This is a genomic window from Cedecea neteri (assembly GCF_000758305.1).
In the GTDB taxonomy this organism is placed as follows: domain Bacteria; phylum Pseudomonadota; class Gammaproteobacteria; order Enterobacterales; family Enterobacteriaceae; genus Cedecea; species Cedecea neteri_C.
The window spans coordinates 1,999,888-2,019,839 of record NZ_CP009458.1 but is presented as its reverse complement, the minus strand read 5'-3'; the positions used below and the strand labels follow the sequence as shown (position 1 = coordinate 2,019,839).

Genomic DNA, 19,952 nt, shown 5'->3' with positions numbered 1-19,952 from the left:
ATTATTCCGCCAGCAGAGTGACGGCGCGAGTGTAAGCCTGCACCGCAAGCGCCACGTCGCTTTCAATGACGGACTCCGCCGGATGGTGACTTATCCCCTTCTCGCAGCGAACGAACAGCATCGCGCTCGGCCAACGCTCGGCGATGGCGATGGCGTCGTGCCCTGCACCGCTAGGCAACGACAGGCTCCGCCCCTGAACTTCACTCACCGCCTGCGTTAGCGTTGCCTGCAACGTCGCATCACACGGCGTGGCCGGAATAGCGTAGTAGGCTTCTGCACTAAACTGAATCCCGCGACGGGCGGCAATCGCTTCCCCTTCGGCAAGAAGCTGACCCAGCAAGCTAACCAGGCTTTCATCCCGCGGGCTGCGAATATCCAGCGTAAGCTGAACGTCGCCAGGGATAACATTCACCGCGCCTGGCGCGCAGCTTAACGTTCCCACCGTGGCCACTTCGTCGGGGCCGTGGCGGCGCGTGGCAGATTCAATAAAGGTCATCCACTCGGCGGCGGCGGCCAGCGCATCTTTGCGCAGCGCCATCGGCACCGTTCCGGCATGGCCCGCATGGCCGGTAAAGCTGCAGTTCAGGCGGCGGGCGCCGTTAATGGCCGTGACCACGCCCAGCGCCAGCCCCTGCTCTTCCAGCACCGGTCCCTGCTCGATATGCAGTTCCAGATAGGCGCTGAAATCGCTTTTCGGCCGCTCTGCGCTGGCAATCCGGGTGGGATCCAGCCCGGCAATCGTCATGGCCTGCGCCACGCTGACGCCGCTGGCATCTTCACAGCTCAGCCAATGCTCCGGCCAGCTGCCGGTGATGCCCCGGCTCCCCAGCAGCGTGACCCCGAAGCGGGTGCCCTCTTCATCGCCAAAGCCGACAATTTCGATGGCCTGTTCGAGCTGGATATTGTTTTGATAGAGGTAGGCGACAACTTCCAGGGCGCACAGCACGCCGAGCATCCCATCGTAGCGGCCCGCATTGCGCACCGTATCAAGATGAGACCCGAGCAGAATCGCCTGCGCGCCTTCTTGCCTGCCCTCGTAGCGCCCACAAACATTGCCGACCGCATCCTGCCAGGTCGTCATGCCGAGCTGCTCCATCCAGTCAGCCACCAGCTGATTCGCCCGCAGATGCTGCACCGAAAGGTAAACGCGGGTCAGCTGGCCCGAGGTTTCGCTGATAGCGGCCAGTTGGTCGGCCCTGTCCATGACGCGCTGGGCGGCAACTGCGGCATAGTTAGCATCCATTAGCGGGCATCCTGCGCGTAAACGTTCCACGCCGCCTGCATCGCTTCGCCCTGAACGCTTTTAAAGCCGAGGCGGTTAAGCACCGCTTCCAGCGCGGTGAGCGTTTGCAGCACGCAGTCTTTGCGGGCGTTATAGCCCATGGTGCCGATGCGCCAGATTTTGCCCTGCAGCGGGCCGAAGGAAGTGCCGATCTCGATATGGAAGTCTTCCAGAAGAAGTTTACGCACTTCTTCGCCGTGAACCTGAGTCGGGATAGTCACGCCGAGGACGTTGTTCATCTTGTGCTTAAGGTCGCCGAAGGTCTCCAGCCCCATGCCCTGAATCCCCGCCACCATCGCTCTGCCATGCAATTCATGACGGGCAATGCCTGCATCCAGACCTTCTTCCAGGATAATGCGGGCGCATTCGCGGGCGGCAAACAGCATGCTCGTCGCTTCCGTGTGGTGGTTCAGGCGTTCTGGCCCCCAGTAATCCATGATCATGCCCAGATCGAAGTAGTTGGAGTAGATCATCTCTTCGTCCCCGTCCTGATGGGCGGCGGTGCGAATGCCTTCTTCCACGCATTTACGGCGGCGAATTGCCTCTTCCATCTGCGGGCTAAGAGTAACCGGTGAGCTGCCTGACGGCCCGCCCAGGCACTTTTGCAGCCCGGCGGAAACGGCATCCAGCCCCCAGGCATCGGTGAGCAGTTCGTTCCCGCCAAACGACGCCGTGGCATCGGTGTAAAACAGCACGCCGTGGCGGCGGCAGATCTCACCCAGTTCGGCCAGCGGCTGCAGCATCGTGGTAGAAGTATCGCCCTGCACGGTCAACAGCAGGCGAGGTTTCACCGCTTTGATGGCGTCTTCGATTTGCTGCGGGCTGAACACTTCACCCCACGGCACTTCAATGGTGTGCACTTCAGCGCGGCAGCGGCGGGCAATCTCACACAGCAGGTGACCAAAGCGGCCAAACACTGGCACCAGCACTTTATCGCCAGGGCGAATAGCCGACAGTAAAATGGCCTCGATCCCGGCGCGGGAAGTGCCGTCCACCAGCATCGTCCACTTGTTTTCCGTGCGGAACAGCTGGCGGTACAGCACCATCACCTCATTCATGTAACCCGTCATCACCGGGTCATACTGGCCGATAAGCTGGCTCGCCATGGCACGCAGCACGCGCGGATCGGCATTGATCGGGCCTGGCCCCATCAGCAAACGGTGCGGCGGGTTGATCTGGGAAAACTGCTGAATATCAAACATGGCGATTCCTTGAGTCTGAGATTGAAACAAAAGATTCTTATAATCATCTTTTGCAACTAATGTGCCAGCCGCAGGCAAAATTTTTTCCGGCTGACAGACCTAAGCCAGCACGGAAAAACAGGTTTGGGTAAAAACGATGAACTCTTTTGGCTCACCCGAACTGTGCATCTGCACCAGTGAGGAGCATTAACGCTGTTCGAGCTCATCCAGCTCTGTATACAATTCAGCGATATTATGGATACGCTGACGCCCGCTGGTCAATGACTCATGCAGCACCGCGTTAGCCAGTAAATTCACCAGGCTCATGGCGCTGCTGTAGCTGTCGAACGCCGAAACGCTATCGAGCGGCGCGCTCAAATGCCAGCCAGAATGGGGGGTCAGCCCCACTGAACCGGGTTCACTCAACACCACCAGCGGTATACCGCGCTGCTGCAGGCTTGCCAGCAGCGGCTTGATAATGCGTGTCCGGCGGCGAAATGCCACGGTGACGACGCAATCTTCCGGGCCAATATCCACCAGCTCTTCCGCCAGCGTCTGCCCCGGCTGCGGGAGCAAATGTACGCCGCTGCGCACCTGCAAAAGCTGCTGGCGCAAGTGCATCGCCACCGGCCAGGAGTTACGCATCCCAATGATAAACAGACGCTTCCCGGTCACAAGGGCAGTGACCACTTCGGCAAAAGGGCCTGCTTCCAGCTGATTCACCAGTTGAGTAAGGTTCGCCATTTCCTGCTTGTAATGGCGCGCCAGCAGCGTGTTGCCCTGCACGGCATCGCGGTTTTCCGTCAGCGGCATCCCGCTCTGGCGCAGGGTACGCAGTTCTTCGCGCATATCCTTGTAACGTTCATAACCTAAGCGCTTAAACAGGCGACTCACGGTGGCCTTGGACACGCCTGAAAGCCGCGCCAGCTCAGCGCTGTTGTAGCTGATCAAGTCATCAAAATGGTCAACGATGAATGAAGCCACGCGCTGCTCCTGCGGGGAAAAAAGCGCCCATGACGCCCGCAACCGCTCGTCTAACTGTTTCATGCTGACTCCTGTAACTTTTGTTTCATCGAAGCCTGACACAGTGAAACGATCCTCGTCAACCTGGAACATCTCTTGCTTCTGATTTCCCTATCCGAGCGGAATTCCTGCAAGAGAAGAAAAATATGCAAAGCAATATGGCCCCCGGTGGTATGGCGGTGACGCCTCACCACCTGGCCTCTGAAAGTGCGCTCTCCGTCCTGCGCCAGGGCGGCGATGCGATTGAAGCGATGGTCGCCGCAGCCGCCACTATCGCGGTGGTTTATCCACATATGAACGGCATAGGCGGGGACGGATTTTGGCTGATTGTTCCGCCTGAAGGCGAACCCGTTGCCATCGACGCCAGCGGCGCTGCCGGCTCACTGGCATCGCTGGATTTCTACCGGGGAGAACGCGCCATTCCCCATCGCGGCACTCGCGCTGCATTGACCGTGCCCGGCACGTTGAGCGGCTGGGCAGAAGCGCTAAAAGTGTCGTCAGAGCTTGGCGGCGGGCAGTTGCCGCTTTCCCGCCTGATGGCAGACGCTATTCGCTATGCGGCGGACGGGATCCCGGTCACCGCCTCTCAGGCGAACGCGACACAAAGCAAATACGCCGAGCTGGTTGATATTCCCGGTTTTGCCGACACGTTCCTGCAGCGTGGTGAAGTGCCCGCGATCGGGAGTCGTTTCACACAGCCCCTACTGGCCGCGACCCTGACGCGAATGACGGTTGAAGGCCTGGACAGTTTCTATCGTGGCCCACTGGCTTCAATCATTGCCGAAGAGCTGGCCGAACTGGGACTGCCAGTCACAGCGGCCGATCTGGCCGCACACCGGGCAACACGCACCAAACCGCTACGGCTTGAGCACCAGGCCGGGGAAGTTTTTAACCTCGCACCACCGACGCAAGGGCTGGTCTCGCTGGCGATCCTCGGCATTACCGACCGCCTGTCGATGGCAAACGCCAGTGAAGTTCAGACCGTACACCGCATTGTGGAAGCCACTAAAAAAGCCTTTGCGCTTCGCGACACACATATCACCGACCCGCGCCTGATCGCGACCTCAATACAAAATCTGTTAGATCCCGAAGAGCTGGATCTGCTGGCCGCAAAAATTGACGACCAGAGCGCCGCGCCGTGGGGTAAAGGCAAAGGCCCCGGCGACACGGTCTGGATGGGCGTTATAGACGGTAACGGCCTGGCTGTGTCGTTTATCCAGAGTATTTATCACGAATTCGGCAGCGGGGTTGTGCTGCCTAAAAGCGGCGTGCTGTGGCAAAACCGCGGCGCTTCTTTCAGCCTCGATGCAGAGCATCTGCTGGCGCTGGCGCCGGGCAAAAAACCGTTCCACACCCTAAACCCGGCGGCGGCCAGACTCGCTGATGGCAGAACGCTGGTTTACGGCTCGATGGGTGGCGACGGGCAGCCACAGACGCAGGCCACAATCTTTACCCGCTATGTGCTTCAGGGCGTCGATTTACAGGAGGCGATCTGCGCGCCGCGCTGGCTGCTCGGCCGTACCTGGGGGCAGGTTTCCGACAGCCTCAAGCTTGAGAGCCGATTCAGCCAGGACACCGTAAGCGCGCTTGAAGCCCTTGGACACGAGGTAGAAACAGTCCCCGCCTTTAGCGAGATTGTCGGCCACGCCGGCGCCATCGTCAGACACACCAATGGCATGCTCGAAGGTGCGTGGGACCCGCGCAGCAACGGCAGCGCCGCAGGCTTTTGAGGAAAATGCGAATGAACCAATCTTCTTTTGACTGGCAGCACTACATTGCCCTGATGGAGCAACTGCTCGCCGTGCCGCTGACCGACGAGCGCCGAAAAGAGCTGGAGTTGCAGCTGGCACGCATTGCGGCGATGGCTGAACCGCTGATGGCCTTCCCGCTTGCCGACCGCCAGGAAAGCGCCGGAGTCTATACATTATGACCGCCCTTTCTATCCGCCAGATCCAGCAGGGGCTGCGGGACAAAGATTTTTCAGCTACCGAACTGGCCCAGCAAACGCTGGCAAAGATTGAACAGCGAAACCCGCAGCTAAACGCTTTTACCGAAGTCACTCAGAGCCGTCTGCTGGCAGAGGCCGCCTCGGTTGACCAGCTTATTGCCAGCGGCAGCCCTTTGCCTGCGCTGGCGGGTGTGCCTTACGCAGTAAAAAATCTTTTCGATATTAAGGGGGTAACAACCCTTTCAGGCGCGGAGCTGTTTGCCGGACAACCGGCAGCATCCGATGATGCTTTCGCCATTACGCAGCTACAAAAAGCGGGGGGAATGCTAAGCGGGGCGTTGAATATGGATGCCTATGCCTACGGCTTTACCACGGAAAACAGTTATTACGGAGCCACCAAAAACCCGCACGATCTCTCGCGTATTGCTGGCGGTTCGTCCGGTGGCTCAGCGGCGGCGGTGGCAGCTGGCATGGTGAATTTCACCCTAGGCACCGACACCAACGGCTCGATCCGTGTCCCGTCGTCACTCTGCGGACTTGTTGGCCTGAAGCCAACTTTTGGTCGCCTGTCGCGCGGCGGCAGCCATCCTTTTGTCGCGAGCCTCGACCATATCGGCCCGCTGGCTCGCAGCGTGGAGGATGTCGCGGCGGTTTACGATGTGCTGCAAGGCTATGACGGCAGCGATCCTTTTCAGGCCTCACGCGCCATTGAGCCGGTTTGCACAGCGCTTGAGCGTGATACGCCGCTTCGCGTGGCGATGCTGGATGGTTTCTTTGAAAACTGGTGTGATGCGGATGCCAAAGAGGCCATCAGCCGGGTGGCCAAAGCGCTCCTGGCCACGGAAAAAGTTTCTATGCCAGAGGCTGAACTCGCCCGTTCGGCGGCTTTTTTGCTGACCGCCGCCGAAGGGGGAAATCAGTACTTGCCTGCGCTGCGAGCCAGCCCTGAACGCTTCGAACCTAACTCGCGCGAACGCCTGCTGGCCGGGGCCATGACGCCGTCGGCCTGGTATACGCAGGCACAGCGCTTCCGGGCTTGGTTCCGCGATCGCACGCTGCCGCTGTTTGACCATTTTGATCTGCTTATTGCGCCCGCCACGCCCTGCAGCGCCACGCTTATCGGCCAGCAGACCATGCACATCAACGGGCAGGAGATCCCGGTCAAAGCCAGTATGGGGATCCTGACACAGCCGATCTCTTTCCTCGGGCTGCCGGTTGTCAGCGCCCCGCTGATCGCGGCCAGCGGTTTACCAATTGGCGTGCAATTAATTGCCGCACCGTGGCGGGAAGACGTATGTTTGCAGGCCGCTCGCCGCCTGGAATCTCAGGGTATTTTACAGACGAAGGTAAGTTAAATGATGCGAGATAATATCGACCGCCCGGCCGTTTTAAATGAAGTCACTGCGGCATTTTATCGCTATGAGCAGGCGCTGATTACCAACGACGTCGCCGTTCTGGATGAGCTGTTCTGGGAGGATGCTCGCACCGTGCGTTTTGGCGCGACGGAAAACCTGTATGGCATTGAGCAGATCCGCGCTTTCCGCAACGGGCGTTCGCCGAAGGGGCTGGATCGCCAGCTGAGAAACACCGTCATTACAACATTTAGCGACGATCTGGCAGTGGCAAGCACAGAGTTTACGCGGGAAGGCAGCGATAAGATTGGCCGCCAGATGCAGACCTGGGTCCGGTTTGCGTCAGGCTGGAAGATTGTGGCGGCGCATGTGAGTTTAATGGGGTGATTTCCCCCTCACCCTGGCCCTCTCCCCGAAAGGGAGAGGGGATAACATCCTGATAGCAAAAAGTATTACTCAATATACGGATGTGTCTTCACCCAATGCTCGGCAATGTCCTGTCTTCTGCAAATCCACACCCCTTCATGTTGCTGCACGTAATCCAGAAAACGCTGCAGCGCCCGGAACCGGCCTGGTCGCCCTAACAGACGGCAGTGCATACCGATGGACATCATCTTCGGTGCCGTGTCGCCTTCTTCATACAGCACGTCGAAACTGTCTTTCAGGTAGGTATAGAACTGCTCAGCGGTATTGAACCCCTGCGCGGTGGCGAAGCGCATGTCATTGGTATCCAGCGTATACGGCACGATCAGATGGGGTTTGGTGCTGCCGTCTTCGCAGGCTACTTTGCTCCAGAAAGGCAGATCGTCGCCGTAGTAATCGCTGTCGTACAGGATACCGCCGTGCTCAACCACCAGCCTGCGGGTATTGGGGCTGTCGCGCCCGGTGTACCAGCCCAGCGGGCGGGAGCCAAACAGATCTTCAAGGATTTCCATCGCCTGGTGCAGGTGCTGGCGCTCGGTGGCAACGTCCATATTCTGATAATGAATCCAGCGCCAGCCGTGGCTGACCACGTCGTAATCGGCGGCTTTGATCGCGTCCACAATCTCCGGGTTGCGGGCCAGGGCCATGGCGACGCCAAACACCGTCAGAGGCAGACCGCGCTTCTGAAATTCATTGTGGATACGCCAGAATCCTGACCGGGAGCCGTATTCGTACAGGGAATCCATCGACATATGGCGATCGGGGAAACTGGCCGCCCCGATGATGTCGGAGAGAAATTGTTCCGAGCCGCTGTCGCCGTGCAGCACGTTGTTTTCCGCCCCTTCTTCAAAGTTCAGGACAAACTGAACCGCAATACGCGCGCCGTTCGGCCACTGCGCATGGGGAGGATTTCCCGCATAACCGGCGAGATCGCGCGGATAGTTTTCGGTAAAAGGGTAGCGATTACGCTTTTGTTCTTCCGTCATAGATGGCCTCTGTAACCTTAACCCAGGCGAGCAAAAGAGCCGGAAAGCGGCTTTTTATTCGGATAAGCGAGATCGCCAAATTTGCTGGTGCCGATGCCCAGCGCAACCAGCGACTCCACCAGTTTCACCGCCGCGGTGACGCCGTCGATAACCGGGATGCCAATCTCTTCAGTCAGCTCTTTCGCCAGGTTTGCCATGCCGCCGCAGCCCAGCACGATTGCCCCGCTATTGTCTTCTTTTTTGGCCTGAATGCAGCGCTCACGCACCATGCGTTGAGCCAGCCCGGTGCCGTCTTCCAGCGCCAGCACGGGCAGATCGATGGCATGCAGCGCCGCGCAGTGATGCTCGAAGCCGTATTGCTGCAGCAAATGGCGGGCGATGATAACCGTGCGTGGCAGCGTGGTGACAATAGAGAAGCGGGTGGCGACCATCGTGGCCATATGCATGGCCGCTTCGGCAATACCAATCACCGGCCCGCTGGCTATCTCGCGCGCCGCCAGCAGACCAGGGTCGCCAAAGCAGGCGATGACGTGCCCGTTCGCGCCCTGCGCTTTGCCCTGCTGAATTTGTTCCAGCACGCCGATGGCCGCAATGGCTTCATCAAAGTGCCCTTCGATTGACTCCACACCCTGCTCCGGGCAAGTCGCGAGGATTTGCGTACCGGGAGCGGCAACGCTACGCGCGGCTTCTGCAATGGTGTGCGTCATCGCCAGGCTGGTGTTAGGGTTGATCACTTGAATAATAGGCTGTGGCATGGTTATTCCTGTCGGGTGCCAAAGAGGCGGGCGAAGTCTGGGGTGGTTTCACCGCTGCGCTCAAAATGCAGGCTGGAAACGATGTGATCGAAGTGGTGCTTCATCGCCAGGGTCAGCGGCTCAATGTCTTTTTTACGCAGCAGATCAATAAGGTGTTCATGATCGTCACAGCGGCAGCCCCGCTGCCACGGCGCGCCCCAGGCAGCGATCACCAGCGAGGAGCGGTGCGTCAAACTGGTGACCATTTCCGTCAGCACGGCGTTGCCGGAAATAGCCTGCAGTTGAATATGAAACGCCGCGGACAGGCGGATTGCCGCCGGCCCGTCTCCGTCGCGGTGCGCCTTTTCTTCCTGCTGGATGATTTTACGCAGCGCAGCAAGGTGCGGAGCCTGAAGATGCTCGAGTACATGAGGCAGGTTGGCGCATTCGAGAACGGAGCGCGTCTGGAAGATCGCTTTTGATTCTTCGACGTCCGGCATCGCCACAAATGCACCACGCCCGGGCAGCATGGTGATCATTTGCACCGTTGCGAGGCGCGTTAAGACTTTACGGATCCCAGTTCGGCTGATGCCAAAAACGTCCGCCAGCGCTTCTTCCGGCAGTTTGCTGCCCGGCGGCAGCTGGTGTTCGACCATCGCCGTCATCAGCGATTGCCAGATAACGGCTTCTTTATTATGCAGTTCTGCTGGGGCTGTCACCCCGAAATCACGTTTCATTCACCTCTCCTGTTAGCACCAGGCACCCTTTATTTGTATACAATATCATTGATAATTGAATACAAGAAATGCAAACCTGGCCTGGTTCCTGCAATACCTATGGCAGACGTAATCCATCTTCTGTTTTTATAGGAGCAGATCCCATGCCAGGTATAGAGAACAACGCAACAGCCATGAAAGAGAGTGCCAACGCCGGCTACAGCCCGCGCCTGTGCAACGATGACCTGGCCCCAACCCGCCACCAGACTTGGTCCTGGTATAATATTTTTTCGTTTTGGATGTCTGATGTACACAGCATGGGCGGCTATGTGGTGGCAGCCAGCTTCTTTACGCTCGGGCTTGCCAGCTGGCAGGTGCTGATCTGCCTGCTGGCAGGGATTTGCATCGTGCAGTTTTGTGCCAACCTGGTCGCTAAACCCAGCCAGATGGCGGGCGTGCCTTACGCGGTAATTTGCCGCCAGGCTTTCGGCGTCTTCGGCGCGAATATTCCGGCGGTGATCCGCGGGCTTATCGCCTTCGCCTGGTACGGGATACAAACTTACCTGGCCGCTAACGCCTTAATGCTGGTGCTGTTGAAGTTCTGGCCAACGCTTGCCCCAATGACGGGCGTGAGCTTCCTCGGCCTGTCTCAGCTCGGCTGGATCTGCTTTGGCATTATGTGGGTGCTACAGGCGATGGTGTTCTGGCATGGGATGAACGCGATTAAGCGCTTCATTGATATCGCCGGCCCTGCCGTATACATCGTGATGATGGCGCTGGCAGGCTGGATCCTGTATCAGACCGGCTTCGATGGCATCTCCTTTACCTTAGCCAGCAAGCAGCTTAGCTCCGGCGAGCAGGTGTGGCAGATGATCACCGCCACCGCGCTGGTGGTGTCGTACTTCTCCGGCCCGCTGCTGAACTTTGGCGACTTCTCTCGCTACGGTAAAAGCATGAATGAGATCCGCCGCGGCAACCGCTGGGGCCTGCCGTTTAACTTCCTGCTGTTCTCTATTGTGACCGTGGTGATTGTGTCCGGTACTCAGTCGCTGTTCGGCAAGATGATCACTGACCCGATCGAAACCGTGAGCCATATCGGTAACAGCCTCGCGATGGCGATTGGCCTGTTGACGATGATCACCGCGACTATCGGGATCAATATCGTGGCGAACTTTGTTTCTCCGGCGTTCGACTTCTCTAACTGCTCGCCTCAGAAGATCAGTTTCCGTGCAGGCGGAATGATCGCCGCGGTGGGTTCTGTGCTGCTGACGCCGTGGAACCTGTTCCAGTCCCCGGAGCTGATCCACTACACGCTGGATGTGCTGGGCTCGTTCATTGGGCCGCTGTTCGGCATCCTGCTGGCGGACTTCTACCTGGTGAAAGGCGGTAAAATTCACGTCGACGATCTGTTTAACGACACGCCGAAAGGCCGCTACTGGTACAGCAACGGCTTTAACCCGAAAGCGATTATCGCCCTGGTACCTTCGGTTGCCGTCTGCCTGACCATCAGCTTTATTCCTTCGCTGCATGAAGTCGCCAACTTCAGCTGGTTTATCGGCGTCTTCCTCGGCCTGAGCTGCTACCGCTGGCTGGCGCGTAGTGAAAAGGTCGGCGTTGCTGCCGGTTTTGCTGGCCGCGTAGCCACCTCCAAAGAGTAAACCTTGATGCCTGGGCCCACACGGGTTCAGGCCCTTTAATGTTCAGACATACTCTTTTTCTTCTCCACGACGACGGCTGGCCCGACAGCGAGTAATATATTCTCCCTTCGCCCTTTCCAGCAAAATTCCGTGTCAAAGGAGAGTCCCTTGCTCAGCAGTAAGAAGTCGGCCACTGAGGCTGCCCCCCATAAGCCCTCGGCCTGGTATGTTTTGCTCCTGTTCACCATCCCGCCGCTGCTTTGGGCGTGCAATTACATCGTCGGCAAAGCCGTTCGCAACGATATTCCTCCGGTGGGGCTCACCTTTATGCGCTGGCTGGTGGCGCTGATTGTGATTCTGCCGTTTGCGCTGCCTTATATAAAAAGGGACTTTCGTCGCTATCGGGAGTATCTGGGCTGGATTGTCGCGGTGTCGGTGACGGGGATCGTCTGCTTTAGCCTGCTGGTGTATATCGGCCTGCACCACACTTCGAGTACCAACGCGCTGTTGCTTAACTCCTGTATACCGGTGCTGATTATGCTGTTTGGCGCGCTGTTCTTTGGCCACAAACTCAGCGTTAAGCAGGTGGTAGGCCTGGCCATTTCCTGCTGTGGCGTGCTGTTTATTATCTTTAAGGGCGATATTCACGGGCTGCTGCAAATGGCGTTTTCGTCGGGTGACCTGATGCTGCTGGCGGCCATGGCCTGCTTTGCGCTGTATACGCTGTGGATCCGAAAAATCCCTTCCGATATTAGCCGCATGGGGCTGCTGGGCGTTCAGGTGGCTATCGCGCTGGTGGTGACGCTGCCGCTGTGGCTGCATGAAATGAGCACCGGGGCTGTGCCGCACTGGAATTCCATGACGATTTCAGCGGTCGTGTTCCTCGGTGCATTCCCCTCTTTTGTTTCCTACCTGCTGTACGGACGCTGTGTGGAGGCCGTCGGAGCCGCGCGCGCCGGGCTTAGCATTCACCTGATTCCCGTCTTTGGCGTGGTGCTGTCGCTGGTGTTTCTCGGCGAAACGCTGCATCTTTTCCATATCATCGGGATTGCGACTATTTTGATCGGCGTGGCGTTGGCCAGCAGGCACTAGGGAGAACGTCACCCCATCCTCGCGCTATGACTGCGCGGGGATAGCGGCGAATTTTTACGAAAGGCAGAAACGACGAAGGCCTGAGTCATTGCTGACTCAGGCCTTCTGAATTGTGGCGGAACGGACGGGACTCGAACCCGCGACCCCCTGCGTGACAGGCAGGTATTCTAACCGACTGAACTACCGCTCCGCGTTTTGTTCCCCGTCGGGAACGAAGCGGATATTACGGATTGCCCCGATAACCGTCAACGCTTTTTATCATAAAATTAACCGTTTGCCGCAAAAATCACCTGAGTGGCGATTTTTAACTCATTTTGGCTATTTTTAGCTGCGCCAGAGACAGCTGCCGCCTTTCTTCTGCACCAAATCAAGACGGGATTCATGGGCCACCAGTTCTTCATCACTGGCGTGGATCACCCGCATGCCTGATGCACGACGCACCACACGCTGAATACCGCCGCTACCCTGCTGCTGCTGCACATCACCTTCCATAGAGAATTTGAGTGACGTTTGCCCGCCGGTCATCATCAGATAAACGTCGGCCAGGATTTGGGCATCGAGCAATGCGCCGTGCAGCGTACGTTTGCTGTTATCTATTTCATAGCGTGAGCAGAGCGCATCGAGGCTGTTTCGCTTGCCCGGGAACATCTTGCGGGCCATTGCCAGGCTGTCGGTGACCTTGCAGAAGGTGTCCGTTTTGGGAATGTCGCGCCGCAGCTTGCTGAACTCGTAGTCCATAAAGCCGATATCAAACGAGGCGTTATGAATGACCAGCTCGGCGCCGCGAATATAGTCGAGGAACGAGTCTGCAACCTGATCGAAGGTCGGCTTATCCGCCAGGAATTCGTCCGCAATACCGTGAACGCCAAAAGCTTCAGGGTCCACCAGCCGGTCGGGCTTGAGGTAGACGTGGAAGTTGTTGCCCGTCAGGCGGCGGTTGATCACTTCAACCGCACCGATCTCGATAATCCGATGCCCTTCATAATGAGCACCGATCTGGTTCATACCGGTGGTTTCGGTATCGAGGACTATTTGTCTGGTGGGGGTAGAAATCATATAGCTGTGCTCATCGCGCTCGTTTGTGTCAGACTTGACGTTTTCATCACAGGAAGTCTACCAGAGATGCGTAAACAGGTAGAAGTTTTCACCGATGGCTCCTGCCTGGGAAATCCAGGGCCGGGCGGTTTCGGTGCGATTTTGCGGTACAAGCAGCACGAGAAAATCTTCAGCGAAGGGTTTCGCCTCACCACCAATAACCGCATGGAGATGATGGCCGCTATCGTCGCGCTTGAGGCGCTGATCGAACCCTGCGATGTGGTCCTCAGCACCGACAGCCAGTACGTCCGCCAGGGCATTACCCAGTGGATCCACAACTGGAAAAAACGTGGCTGGAAGACGGCGGATAAAAAGCCGGTGAAAAACGTCGATTTATGGAAGCGCCTGGATGCCGCCTTAAGCCACCATCAGATTAAGTGGGAATGGGTCAAAGGGCATGCGGGCCACCCGGAAAATGAGCGATGTGACGAGCTGGCACGCAACGCGGCCTCTCGCCCTACTCATGAGGATGTGGGGTATCAGCCGGATGCGGCGGCACCTTAACAACAGCTTCGCGGTACTGCCGCGTGGCTCCTACCGCCGAGCGAATCTGATTTTTCGCTTTGCGGCTCTTCATTGGGTTTAGCGTTAGTGGCAACGTACGTTTCCGCGCCACGATAACGTGCATACAGCCCAGCGCCGGCAGATGCGTACTCAGCAAACGTCCCCCTTGCTTATGCCAGGGTAGCACCTGAAAACTGCGCCGGTACATCACTTCAAAATTCAGTAACGATAGCCAGTCTTGCTGCCTCATTGGGGTAAACATTCGGCTATTATAAGGCGCACGCTTACGCAGGAACGGGACCGTTTTGCCCAGCCCCAGCAAGCTAATGGGATTAAAACTGCTGAGCACGATCCAGCCGTCGTCGATCAGGACACGATCCACTTCCCGCAGCAAGCGGTGGGGATCCGGGCACCACGGCAAGGTGTGTGCCAACAGGCAAGCATCCACCGACTTCGCCGCAAACGGCAAGTGCAGAGGATCGGCATTAACCTGTAGATGTTCACCCTGCTGGGCCACATTAACCTGATGCGAAATCGCGCAGGCTTCAGTGTTCACTTCCGCACTCAGGTTGCCGATTTTCAATAAGTGAAAGCCGAACATTTTTGCCAGCCACGGGCGGAGCTGCTCTTCGAGTGCGTTCCGATAGTGTTCTCCCCATCGCAGCTGCGCCCAATGATAGGGGGAAGTGATAATCTCAGGTATCCTTGCCGGTTTCATCACTACCTTCTTAATGGCTATAGAGAGGTTGAACTATGAATCTTAACAGTATTCGTGCCTTCCAGGATAACTACATCTGGGTGCTTAATAACGAGCAGGGAAAATGTGTGATCGTTGATCCGGGCGACGCCGCACCGGTCTTGAAAGCTATAGAGGAAAACGGCTGGCAGCCGGAGGCCATTCTGCTGACCCATCATCATGCCGATCACGTGGGCGGCGTTCAGCAATTAAAGGACAAATATCCGAAAATTGAGGTCTACGGCCCGGAGGAAACCCGGCAGAAAGGTGCCACTCAGATCGTGGGCGAAGGGAATAAGTTTAGCCTGCTTGGGCGTGAATTTCGCGTGATAGCAACACCTGGTCACACTTTAGGACATATCTCTGTTTTTAGTTTTCCTTATCTATTTTGCGGCGACACAATGTTTTCAGGCGGCTGCGGAAGGCTTTTTGAAGGCACAGCAGAACAAATGTTTAATTCATTTCAAAAGCTTAATGAACTACCTGCCGATACACTGATTTGTTGCGCACATGAGTATACGGAATCAAACATAAAATTTGCCTTAAGTATTCTACCCCATGATGAGCATTTAGGAGGATACTATCGGAAAGTTAAGGAGTTACGCGCAAAAAATCATTCAACCTTGCCGTCTTCTTTGCAAACTGAACGCGAAATAAATATTTTTTTACGCACTGAAGATACTGTTTTAAAAGAAAAAATCAAAAAAGAAACAAACTTGCAACAACCCCAGGAGATATTCGCCTGGTTAAGGACAAAGAAGGACAGCTTCTGAATATTCTGGTTGTGTTGTCGAAAAGGCGACGGTATCATCGCTCGTCTTTTAAGCAACCATTGACACACACATGAAGGCAAAAGCGATACTACTCGCCTCTGTCTTGCTTGTCGGGTGCCAGGCGTCAAAGCATGATGCCAACATTCAACAGCACGCACAGAGTCTGTCTGCAGCTGGTCAAGGTGAAGCAGGAAAGTACACGGGTCGAGCGACCTCCGCGCGATGGATGGATGATGGAACCTTCCTCGCGCAAGATCAAAACCTGTGGAACTTCATCGGCAACGAGCTAAAGATGGGGATACCGGAAAACGTCCGTATCCGCGAACAGAAACAGAAGTACCTGAGTAATAAGAGCTATCTCCACGATGTAACATTACGGGCAGAGCCGTATATGTACTGGATTGCCGGGCAAGTTAAGAAACGCAACATGCCAATGGAACTAGTACTACTACCCATAGTGGAGAGCGCTTTTGACCCCCACGCGACGTCTAGCGCGAATGCCGCAGGCATTTGGCAGATTATTCCAAGTACGGGGCGCAATTACGGTCTGAAGCAGACCAAAGCGTACGATGCACGCCGTGATGTAGTGGCTTCCACCACCGCAGCACTGGACATGATGCAGCGTTTGAACAAGATGTTTGACGGTGACTGGTTGTTGACCGTGGCGGCGTATAACAGCGGTGAAGGCCGTGTGTTAAACGCCATTAAAGCGAACAAATCGCGGGGTAAACCTACCGATTTCTGGTCGCTGGCTTTGCCGCGTGAAACAAAGATCTACGTACCGAAAATGCTGGCGTTGAGTGACATACTCAAAAACAGTCAGAAGTACGGCGTACGTCTGCCGACAACGGATGAAAGCCGCGCGCTGGCGCGTGTTGAAGTGAGCAATCCGGTTGAGTTAACGCAGGTCGCCGAAATGGCTGGCATGTCGCTCACCAACCTGAAGACCTTCAACGCCGGCGTGAAAAGCACTACCGTTGGAAAAAATCAGCGCTATGTGATGGTGCCGAAGAAGCATGCCGATCAGCTGAAAGCCTCTCTGGCTTCTGGTGAGATCGATGCTTTACAGCCAACGCTGGTGGCGGATAACCGCCTCAACGCGGGCGGCAACAAATCTTATAAAGTGCGTTCAGGGGATACTCTGTCCAGCATTGCTTCACGCCTCGGTGTGAACGCTAAGGATTTGCAGAGCTGGAATAACCTGCGCGGTGCTCACCTTAAAGTTGGGCAGACGCTCAGCGTGAAAAGTAGCTCAACGCAGCTGGCCGATAACAGCAGCATCACTTATCAGGTGCGCAAAGGCGACTCGTTATCGAGTATTGCTAAACGCCACGGCGTGAACATCAAAGATGTGATGCGCTGGAACAGCGGTACCGATGACCTGAAACCGGGTGACCGTTTGACGCTGTTTGTCAGCGGCAACAACTCTCCGGATACCTGATAGCCAGAACAAAAAAGGCACCTTACGGTGCCTTTTCTTTTTTACGTCACGCCTTTCGCGCTTCCAGCATGATGATATCGCTGGTGAACGATCCATCCCGCTGTAATTCAAAGTATTGCTTCACCTCGTCCGAGGCACTTTTTTGATAGGCGCGGATCGCGTCCGATAACACTATCGGCGTGCGCATTCTGGCGATCCAGCTGGTAAACTCCAGATTCAACCTGTCGCACAACACACTGTGCGTGACCAGGCCCGCATCATTGAACAGGCTAAGCCACTCTCCGCTGGAATAGTTACGCACATGCGAGGTATCACGCAGGGCCTCGACCGTTTGCAGCCAGATATCCTTCACCGGATGGCCTGGCGAGGTCACATCCATAAAGATGGCAATACCACCAGGCTTAAGCACGCGCTTTACTTCACGCAGCGCCTGGCCGACATCGTGCCAGTGATGTGCTGAATAGCGACTGATCACCACGTCAAAAGTAGCGTCGTCAAACGGCAATGATTCCGCATATCCCTGACGCGTCGCGATATTCGCTATTCCACGCGTTGTTGCCGCCTCAGCAACGACCGTCAGCATCTGCTCGGACAGATCATAAGCCACCACCGATTTCACTTTAGCCGCGGCAATAAAACTGGCGTGCCCTGCTCCACATCCCATATCCAGGAGCGTGGCATGCGGGAAGTCATTCAGCCTTGCGCTAAGCCGCTCCAGATCGCGCCCGGAAGCATGAACCGTACTGGTTAAATAGGCGCTGGCCTGAGATCCAAACTGCTGGCCAACTTTGTCGTGATGGGATTGCGTTGTCATCGTTATGTCCTTGCGGTTAAGTGAGAAAAAGGGCAGCGCACAGGTCTGCCCAACGGCAGACCTGACGAACCTTATTTCAGCTCAGGCTTGCCGGGACGGAATTCAACTAGTAGCGGATTATGGTCTGATGCACGGGTCACCAGCACCGAAGCTTCGGTGACGTTCAGGCCACGATAGAACACGAAATCGAGAGGACGACCAAACGCCCGGCGGCGGTGGTCGTCAGTAAAGCGGACTTCCCTGAGCGTCATCTCGCGGGCAAAACGGAAGAGTGCATTCATACGCGGGCGGCTCCAGGCATTGAAATCACCGGCCATGATCACCGGCCCATTGTGATGCCCGATCTGGTCTCCAATAGGCCCCAGTTGCTTGCTGTAGACATCAACACCGAGGCTAAAATTGACGGCGTGGATATTAATTACCATCAACATACGCCCGTCAGGCAGCGGGTAGACCGTGACCAAGGCTGATTTAGACAAGCGTAGGATCGGCTCACGTTCGCGCAGCGGGCAGCAATAAACCGGATGAGCAGCAGACAGCGTCATTACGCCCGAGGGATGCTGGGGTAAAACAAAAGCAGGGACCTGATCGGCAGCCAGATAGTTAGTGGTCGCAAACCTGACCAGTTCGGGCGTCGTTTGCGCTTCCTGTAACAACATCAGGTGTGCATCTTTGCCGAAGGTTTGCAGCACCGAAAGCCAGTCGGCTCGCTGCTGCTTAAAGATATTCCACACCAGAACACGTATTGTGTCCTGACCGGGTAAAGGTTCACCGGGGGGTAATGCCTGACCGATAGTCGCAAACGAACCAGGAGGCAGAATGCGCTCTGCTGGCTGTCCGGCTACATATCGCATGGCATAGGTATTCTTGTGCACGTTTGGCTAACGACCTCTGTAACTCAACTTGCCTGCAGTTCGCAGGCTATCTTTCAGTTATAGGGACTTTAGCGCAGACTTTCAACGACCATTACAAACCATTGCCTTCCCGGAGCGTAAACAGTCACGCCCCGGAAAGGTAAAACTTAACTGATAGCAACCCGCGATTGCTTATCGAGTCGGCCACTTAAGCCAATCAGCAACAACGCCAGGACAACAATCACAGCACCAATCCATGGCGTTTGTGCCAGGCCGAAGTTCTGTACAGTCTGCCCACCAATAATCGAGCCCAGGGCAATCCCTACGTTAAATGCCGCAATGTTGAGCCCGGAGGCAACATCTACCGCATTTGGGGTGTATTGCTCAGCTTTTTGGACAACATAAACCTGTAATCCCGGCACATTGCCGAAAGCAAAAACACCCATCACCAAAATCGTCAGCAAGGCAGCAACATGCGAATGCGCGGTGAACTGGAAGACCAGAAGTAACGCGGCCAAAGCGGCAAAGATAAACTTCAGAGCCGGTACGGCACCGTGACGATCCGCCAGTTTTCCCCCCCAGATGTTACCGATAGCCACCGATACACCATAACCTAGAAGGATCCAGCTAACTGCAGAAGGTGAGAAGCCGGCCAGATCCTGCATCATTGGAGCAAGGAAAGTGAAGGCGGTAAACACGCCACCGTAGCCGAGAGCGGTAACCAGATAGATCAGCACCAGACGTGGATGTGTTAATACCTGTAATTGTTCTTTTATTCCCGCCACCGCACGGTTAGGAATATCTTTCGGGATAAGGATCATGCTGCTGATTAACGCGATCACGCCAATAGCAGAAACCGCGAGGAAGGTTTCACGCCAGCCGAAATGCTGCCCGATGAACGTTCCTAATGGCACGCCGGTCACCAACGCTACCGTCAGGCCACCAAACATAATGGCAATGGCCGAAGCTGCTTTCTCTTTAGGCACAAGGCTTGTGGCAATCGTTGAGCCAATAGAGAAAAACACGCCGTGTGCCAGACCAGTTAGCAGACGTGCCACAACCAGAGTCTCGTAATTAGGCGATAGCCAGGCGATGACGTTACCCACGGTGAACAGCGCCATAAGCCCGATCAGCAGCTGTTTACGCGGAAGTTTGCCCGTTAAAGCTGTGAGAACAGGCGCGCCAATTGCTACGCCCAGGGCATAGATAGAAACCAGCAATCCTGCCGACGGCACAGAGATAGCGAGCTGCTCAGCAATGGTCGGTACAAGCCCGACAATCACAAATTCGGTGGTACCGATTGCGAACGCACTGATTGTCAGTGCGAGAAGCGCCAGAGGCATAATTTACTCCATAACAGG

The 19,952-nt window shown here is 56.3% G+C and carries 20 protein-coding genes and 1 tRNA gene; 9 read left to right on the top strand and 12 right to left on the bottom strand.

Going from position 1 to position 19,952, the window contains the following annotated elements:
- Position 1: 1 nt before the first annotated feature.
- From hpxK to LH23_RS09430, 3 genes are all read right to left on the bottom strand, one after another.
- A complete protein-coding gene (gene hpxK, locus LH23_RS09440; RefSeq protein ID WP_039290517.1) occupies positions 2 to 1,243 on the bottom strand; it encodes an allantoate amidohydrolase in 1,242 nt (413 codons plus the stop codon).
- On the bottom strand, positions 1,243 to 2,484 hold the full coding sequence (locus LH23_RS09435) for a pyridoxal-phosphate-dependent aminotransferase family protein (RefSeq protein ID WP_039290514.1): 1,242 nt from the start codon (positions 2,482 to 2,484) through the stop codon (positions 1,243 to 1,245). The genes hpxK and LH23_RS09435 overlap by 1 nt, the downstream gene beginning before the upstream one ends.
- Before the next feature lie 186 nt (positions 2,485 to 2,670).
- The gene (locus LH23_RS09430; protein WP_039296495.1) at positions 2,671 to 3,510 is read right to left on the bottom strand and encodes a MurR/RpiR family transcriptional regulator; all 840 of its coding nucleotides are present in this window, start codon (positions 3,508 to 3,510) and stop codon (positions 2,671 to 2,673) included.
- A gap of 122 nt (positions 3,511 to 3,632) precedes the next feature.
- Here LH23_RS09430 and LH23_RS09425 point away from each other — a divergent pair, with 122 nt between their 5' ends.
- The 4 genes from LH23_RS09425 to hpxZ are packed head-to-tail and all read left to right on the top strand — an operon-like array spanning position 3,633 to position 7,173.
- Positions 3,633 to 5,216 carry a gamma-glutamyltransferase family protein gene (locus LH23_RS09425; RefSeq protein WP_039290511.1) on the top strand — a complete coding sequence of 528 codons (1,584 nt, stop codon included), beginning with the start codon at positions 3,633 to 3,635 and terminating at the stop codon, positions 5,214 to 5,216.
- Between the two features lie 11 nt (positions 5,217 to 5,227).
- Positions 5,228 to 5,416 (top strand): oxalurate catabolism protein HpxX, encoded by a 189-nt coding sequence (gene hpxX, locus LH23_RS09420; RefSeq protein WP_039290509.1) that lies wholly within the window; start codon positions 5,228 to 5,230, stop codon positions 5,414 to 5,416.
- Positions 5,413 to 6,789: an AtzE family amidohydrolase gene (locus tag LH23_RS09415; protein ID WP_039290506.1), complete on the top strand. Its 1,377-nt coding sequence runs from the start codon at positions 5,413 to 5,415 to the stop codon at positions 6,787 to 6,789. The genes hpxX and LH23_RS09415 overlap by 4 nt, the downstream gene beginning before the upstream one ends.
- Positions 6,790 to 7,173: an oxalurate catabolism protein HpxZ gene (gene hpxZ, locus LH23_RS09410; RefSeq protein ID WP_008457285.1), complete on the top strand. Its 384-nt coding sequence runs from the start codon at positions 6,790 to 6,792 to the stop codon at positions 7,171 to 7,173. It abuts the gene before it with no gap.
- A gap of 65 nt (positions 7,174 to 7,238) precedes the next feature.
- On the opposite strand, the gene puuE is transcribed toward hpxZ, so the two are convergent.
- From puuE to LH23_RS09395, 3 genes are read right to left on the bottom strand one after another with little or no spacing between them, the layout of a single operon-like run.
- A complete protein-coding gene (puuE, locus tag LH23_RS09405; protein ID WP_039290502.1) occupies positions 7,239 to 8,195 on the bottom strand; it encodes an allantoinase PuuE in 957 nt (318 codons plus the stop codon).
- 17 nt (positions 8,196 to 8,212) lie between these two features.
- Positions 8,213 to 8,950 carry an allantoin racemase gene (gene hpxA, locus LH23_RS09400; RefSeq protein WP_039290499.1) on the bottom strand — a complete coding sequence of 246 codons (738 nt, stop codon included), beginning with the start codon at positions 8,948 to 8,950 and terminating at the stop codon, positions 8,213 to 8,215.
- 2 nt (positions 8,951 to 8,952) lie between these two features.
- Positions 8,953 to 9,666, bottom strand: a complete 714-nt coding sequence (locus tag LH23_RS09395) for a GntR family transcriptional regulator (RefSeq protein WP_039290496.1) — start codon at positions 9,664 to 9,666, stop codon at positions 8,953 to 8,955.
- Positions 9,667 to 9,809: 143 nt separating this feature from the next.
- Here LH23_RS09395 and LH23_RS09390 point away from each other — a divergent pair, with 143 nt between their 5' ends.
- Positions 9,810 to 11,303, top strand: a complete 1,494-nt coding sequence (locus LH23_RS09390) for an NCS1 family nucleobase:cation symporter-1 (protein WP_039290494.1) — start codon at positions 9,810 to 9,812, stop codon at positions 11,301 to 11,303.
- Positions 11,304 to 11,450: 147 nt separating this feature from the next.
- Complete coding sequence (locus LH23_RS09385) at positions 11,451 to 12,374, top strand: DMT family transporter (RefSeq protein ID WP_039290491.1); 924 nt, start codon at positions 11,451 to 11,453, stop codon at positions 12,372 to 12,374.
- Positions 12,375 to 12,487: 113 nt separating this feature from the next.
- Here LH23_RS09385 and LH23_RS09380 read toward each other — a convergent pair.
- Together LH23_RS09380 and dnaQ are read right to left on the bottom strand one after the other, a co-directional pair.
- A tRNA-Asp gene (locus LH23_RS09380) sits at positions 12,488 to 12,564 on the bottom strand.
- Between the two features lie 134 nt (positions 12,565 to 12,698).
- Positions 12,699 to 13,430, bottom strand: a complete 732-nt coding sequence (gene dnaQ / locus LH23_RS09375) for a DNA polymerase III subunit epsilon (protein WP_039290488.1) — start codon at positions 13,428 to 13,430, stop codon at positions 12,699 to 12,701.
- 66 nt (positions 13,431 to 13,496) lie between these two features.
- Between dnaQ and rnhA the strand changes: the two genes are divergently transcribed.
- Entirely contained in the window at positions 13,497 to 13,973 is a 477-nt protein-coding gene (rnhA, locus tag LH23_RS09370) for a ribonuclease HI (RefSeq protein WP_039290486.1), read from the top strand.
- Here rnhA and LH23_RS09365 read toward each other — a convergent pair.
- Entirely contained in the window at positions 13,927 to 14,691 is a 765-nt protein-coding gene (locus LH23_RS09365) for a class I SAM-dependent methyltransferase (RefSeq protein ID WP_039290483.1), read from the bottom strand. The genes rnhA and LH23_RS09365 overlap by 47 nt on opposite strands.
- A gap of 35 nt (positions 14,692 to 14,726) precedes the next feature.
- Between LH23_RS09365 and gloB the strand changes: the two genes are divergently transcribed.
- Both gloB and mltD read left to right on the top strand, forming a co-directional pair.
- Positions 14,727 to 15,482 carry a hydroxyacylglutathione hydrolase gene (gene gloB, locus LH23_RS09360; protein ID WP_039290480.1) on the top strand — a complete coding sequence of 252 codons (756 nt, stop codon included), beginning with the start codon at positions 14,727 to 14,729 and terminating at the stop codon, positions 15,480 to 15,482.
- Between the two features lie 70 nt (positions 15,483 to 15,552).
- Positions 15,553 to 16,923: a murein transglycosylase D gene (mltD, locus tag LH23_RS09355; protein ID WP_039290477.1), complete on the top strand. Its 1,371-nt coding sequence runs from the start codon at positions 15,553 to 15,555 to the stop codon at positions 16,921 to 16,923.
- Between the two features lie 46 nt (positions 16,924 to 16,969).
- Here mltD and LH23_RS09350 read toward each other — a convergent pair whose 3' ends face one another.
- From LH23_RS09350 to LH23_RS09340, 3 genes are all read right to left on the bottom strand, one after another.
- Entirely contained in the window at positions 16,970 to 17,737 is a 768-nt protein-coding gene (locus LH23_RS09350; protein WP_039290474.1) for a class I SAM-dependent methyltransferase, read from the bottom strand.
- Positions 17,738 to 17,808: 71 nt separating this feature from the next.
- On the bottom strand, positions 17,809 to 18,612 hold the full coding sequence (locus tag LH23_RS09345; RefSeq protein ID WP_039290472.1) for an endonuclease/exonuclease/phosphatase family protein: 804 nt from the start codon (positions 18,610 to 18,612) through the stop codon (positions 17,809 to 17,811).
- A gap of 146 nt (positions 18,613 to 18,758) precedes the next feature.
- Positions 18,759 to 19,934 (bottom strand): MFS transporter, encoded by a 1,176-nt coding sequence (locus LH23_RS09340; RefSeq protein ID WP_039290471.1) that lies wholly within the window; start codon positions 19,932 to 19,934, stop codon positions 18,759 to 18,761.
- Positions 19,935 to 19,952 lie beyond the last annotated feature (18 nt).